This window comes from Yoonia sp., assembly GCF_046498525.1.
GTDB lineage: Bacteria > Pseudomonadota > Alphaproteobacteria > Rhodobacterales > Rhodobacteraceae > Yoonia.
In genome coordinates this window covers 1-4,120 of record NZ_JAWOAN010000251.1, presented here as the reverse complement: position 1 = coordinate 4,120, position 4,120 = coordinate 1, and the positions used below count along the sequence as shown (strand labels likewise).

4 protein-coding genes are annotated in these 4,120 nt (G+C 57.3%); 2 read left to right on the top strand and 2 right to left on the bottom strand.

Annotation, left to right across the window (positions count from 1 at the left end; translation table 11 throughout):
- Positions 1-1,103, bottom strand: a 1,103-nt coding sequence (locus R6T97_RS15040) for a proton-conducting transporter membrane subunit (protein WP_410350102.1), incomplete at its 3' end; no start/stop codon positions are given.
- 299 nt (positions 1,104-1,402) lie between these two features.
- On the opposite strand from R6T97_RS15040, the gene R6T97_RS15035 reads away from it, so the two are divergent.
- Positions 1,403-2,323 carry a hydrogen peroxide-inducible genes activator gene (locus tag R6T97_RS15035; RefSeq protein ID WP_410350101.1) on the top strand — a complete coding sequence of 307 codons (921 nt, stop codon included), beginning with the start codon at positions 1,403-1,405 and terminating at the stop codon, positions 2,321-2,323.
- Positions 2,324-2,335: 12 nt separating this feature from the next.
- On the opposite strand, the gene R6T97_RS15030 is transcribed toward R6T97_RS15035, so the two are convergent.
- On the bottom strand, positions 2,336-2,905 hold the full coding sequence (locus R6T97_RS15030; RefSeq protein ID WP_410350100.1) for a YcbK family protein: 570 nt from the start codon (positions 2,903-2,905) through the stop codon (positions 2,336-2,338).
- A 343-nt stretch (positions 2,906-3,248) separates the two neighbouring features.
- Between R6T97_RS15030 and R6T97_RS15025 the strand changes: the two genes are divergently transcribed.
- Positions 3,249-4,120: peptidoglycan-binding protein (locus R6T97_RS15025; RefSeq protein ID WP_410350099.1), on the top strand; the 872-nt coding region annotated here is incomplete at its 3' end.

The window sequence follows — 4,120 nt, the reverse complement described above, 5'->3', positions numbered from 1 at the left end:
CCGGCCATTGAAAATGCGGCAATCGCCGCGGCAATCGCAGTGACCGGCAAGGCGCGGGCCAATCCGAACAGACTGTTCGCGTCGCGTGTGCCGGTTTGTGCATCAAGAATACCCACAACCAGAAACAGCGCGGCCTTGTAAAGCGAATGGACGATCAGGAACGTCGCGGCGGCGGTGATCGTATATCCGCTTTCATTGCCCAACAGCAGCGTGAGCGCGCCAAGCGCCATCAGGGTCGTATAGGCCAGCGCCAGCTTCAGGTCTGTCTGCCGCAGGGCCATTACAGAGGCAAAAACCATCGTGATGGCGCCCGCAATCGTCAGGGTCCAAAGCCAGAAATCGGTACCTGCAAGCGACGGGTGTGTACGGGCCATCAGATAGACACCAGCTTTTACCATTGTGGCCGAGTGCAGGTACGCACTGACCGGCGTCGGGGCCGCCATCGCATTGGGCAGCCAGAAGTGGAACGGCATCTGCGCGGATTTGGTGAAAGCACCCGCCAAAACCAAAATTACGATCGGCAAATACATAACGCTGCCGGTCAAGACGCCATCCATCGCGTTGATCTGCGACATCTCGAAGGTGCCTGCCGTTGTTCCGATCAGGATGATCCCAGCCAGCAAAGCCAATCCGCCGACACCGGTCATCAAAAGCGCCTGAAGCGCCGAACGCCGTGCTTTGGCCGTGTCGTGGTTGAATCCGATCAATAGGTAGGACGTGATTGTTGTAAGTTCCCAAAAAACAAACAATACTAATAGGTTATCTGATACAACTAATCCAATCATGGCGAGCATGAAGCTGGTCAGATAAAGCGAAAACCGCGCCTGATGGACATGCCCGGCAAGGTAACGGGCGGAATACAGCATCACCAGCGCACCGATACCGGTGATCAGGAGCGCAAAGGTCAGGCTGAGCCCGTCAATATAAATACTGAAATTCACACCGAGGCTCGGCACCCATTCCCACACGTAGCGCAGTGTATCGCCACCGGCGATGACGGGGATCATCTGTGCGAACCAGATAAACAGGCTGCCAGCGACGGCGACGGGAATAAGACTGGCGGGTGTGATCCAGCGGGTAGGTGTCAAGGTATCCAATGTCATGTTCCGGTCAGTGATGGGGGCGCGCAAAGGTGTTGGTGCATGTGGCATGGCACCGTTCACGGTCAGGACCGCTGCCGTGCGTTTGACTTTTGACCGTCCTGCTGGATATTTGTTCCTTCATTTCATCCCCCGAGCGGCAAAGCCGGACATGCATCATGCAAGCCTTTGCGCTATCGTCATTTTCTTAAACGCACTGCGACTGGATGTAGCAGCTAATTTGATATAGTGAAGGCAATTAAACGGAAATAATTGATAGAAAATACCTATCAAGCGAGGATGTCATGAGGGATTTACCCAGCATGCGACAGTTGCGTTATCTTGTCGCCCTGTCCGAGGCGCGCCATTTTCGCAAGGCAGCCGAGGCGATGGGGATCAGCCAGCCGTCACTCAGCCTGCAGATCAGCAGCTTCGAAGACCTGTTGGGTGTCCGTCTGGTCGAGCGCGGAAGGGGGCCTGTCACCTTGACGCACGAAGGGCGCGAAATAGCGGCGCGTGCAGCGCTTATCGTCGATGAAGCGCGGGGGATCATTGATCTGACGGCGTCTTTGCAGACCGGTCTGGCCGGAACGATCCGCCTGGGGACAACGCCGACGATCGGCCCCTATCTTATGCCTTTCGTGGTCGAACGGCTTCATGCCAGATACCCCGACTTGCGGCTCTATATCCGTGAAGTGGCCCCGCGCGATCTGCGCGGAGAGCTCTTGGCGGGCGGTCTTGATGTGATTCTGACGCAATTGCCCGAAGGCGGCGCCGATCTGATGACACTGCCGCTGTTTCGTGAACCGCTATTGCTGGCGATGCCTGACGATCATCCTTTGGCGGGCAAGGCCGAGGTGACTGAATCCGATCTGGCGGACCTGAATGTCCTGTCACTCGGACCGGATTATGCCATGCACACACAGATTGCGGCCCTTTGCGAGCAGCACGGCGGCATGATCGCGCGCGATTACGAAGGCACCAGTCTGGATGCGATCCGGCAAATGGTCGGCATGGGGATGGGGGTGGCGTTCCTGCCGCGCCTTTATGCGCGATCAGAAATTGACAGCCGGTCAAGCAACGTCGTCGTGCGCCCGTTCCGGCGCAGTACCATCATGCGCTCGATCGGGTTGGTCTGGCGCAAGGCTGCCAATGCGGGGATGTATGAAAGACTGTCGGATGTCATCAAGGATGCGGCCCGTGCGAACCTGCAAACGGGAAAATCGCCGGTCATTCTTGACTAGTGGGATTTCGGCTTATCCGCGCCAGCTGCGGATCGGGCCACAATCCATATGCACAAAGTTCGAACGGTTGTAACGGCCGACACCACCTGCGCGGCAGGCCAAAGCCGCACTTGCCATCTGCGCTGTCGAACGGCCGTTCAAACGCAGATCGGCTGCCTGACCACGCATGTGCAACGAGTTGCGTGCAACACCACGGTTCGATGAACTGAGCATCCTGTTGGTCTGGGGGGACCGATACCCCGACAACAAAAGATAGGGTTCAGACGTGTCCATCAGGTTCAGGGCGGCTGACATGATATCAATCGTGCGCAGGTCCATCTGGACAGCTTCGCCAGTGCGCCAATCGCGCATATGCATGTTAATTTCGCGTACGGCTTCGGCGATATATTCGCCATCGATCCAGTAGATCGTATCGAGCCGTTCACCTGTGCGGCCCGAATGCATCGCGATGCGGCGAATATCGCCAGCGCCACGCAAGAAACCTGCTGCACTCGAGTAGCTGGGGGCTGCGGCAACTACGGTTGCGGCGAATGCGCCCAATAGTCCACGTCTGGTTAACCCAGAGGAGTTTTTATTTGTCATGTGTTTCGCGCCCGTCCCGTCGCTAGACTTATTTTCGCCACCTATAGATGACTTAACATCAACATCTCCCCAGATGTGGGGTGTATATCGCACATTTCGATTCGTTGACCAAGGCCTGTTTAGGAGTTTTTCTTTAACAAGCAGCAAAGCGGCGAAATTTTGCGCACAGGTTGCTTTGAGGATTCCTTGTCACAGCGGAAGGCTGCACAGGTGCAACACTCGGCTGCGGTGTGAACGCCTCGCGGTTTTGTCAATAGACACTGTATCTGTTAGAGATATGCCTAGCCTTAAACTGCTTCGAATTACCGTGTCGAGCGCAAAGAAATTGTAGGGAACTTCCGTGATGTCCGCTTATCCAGTTCGTTTATACCACTTTATCAAGCTGCTGCCCGCGGTCTTGGCAGCGTTCGTTATCATTTGCGGTGCGCCGCAAGTGCAGGCACAAGGCACAGAATTCCGGCAGGCGGTTGCGCAAGCGGCCTCGGGTGATGCGGATCTGCTGACATTTTACCGCGAACGCGGCTTTGATGGCATCTGGAGCAAGAGTGGCGACAGAAACCGCCGGACTGCCCTGATGGAAGCCTTCAACGATGCGCCCAGCCACGGCCTGCCCGATGGTCGCTACGACGTAGACGGCTTGATTGCGCAGTTGCAGGCGGCCTCCTCCGCGCAAGAGCAGGGGCGGTTGGAAGTCGAACTGTCGCGTCAGTTCCTGACCTACGCCCGCGATATCCAAACCGGTCTTTTGACGCCGGAACGCATTGATCCCGCGATCCACCGCCAGGTACCCTTGCGGTCCCGCCTTGGCACGATGCGCGCATTTGCGCAGTCGAACCCTGCCGCCTTCATGCGGGCTTTGCCGCCCAGTGCGCCCGAATACAATCGTCTGATGGCTGAGAAGATGCGAATGGAGCGGCTGATCGGCAATGGCGGCTGGGGGCAGACAGTCCCGGGGCGCAAGTATGAAAGCGGCGACAGCGGTGCCGGTGTCGAGGCTTTGCGTAACCGCCTGATGGCGATGGGCTTTCTTGAGCGGACCAACACGCAAACCTATGATGATACCATTTATGGTGCGGTGACCCGTTTCCAGCAGGCGCATGGGCTGGCGATTGACGGTACCGCCGGTCCGGGCACATTGGAGCAGTTGAATGTCCAGCCAGAGGCGCGCCTGCGCGCGATCATTGTCGCGATGGAACGGGAACGCTGGATCAACCG

Coding starts and splice junctions, on each gene's coding strand:
- R6T97_RS15030 (WP_410350100.1), bottom strand. CDS start 2,905: ATGACAAATAAAAACTCCTCTGGGTTAACCAGACGTGGACTATTGGGC.
- R6T97_RS15035 (WP_410350101.1), top strand. CDS start 1,403: ATGCGACAGTTGCGTTATCTTGTCGCCCTGTCCGAGGCGCGCCATTTT.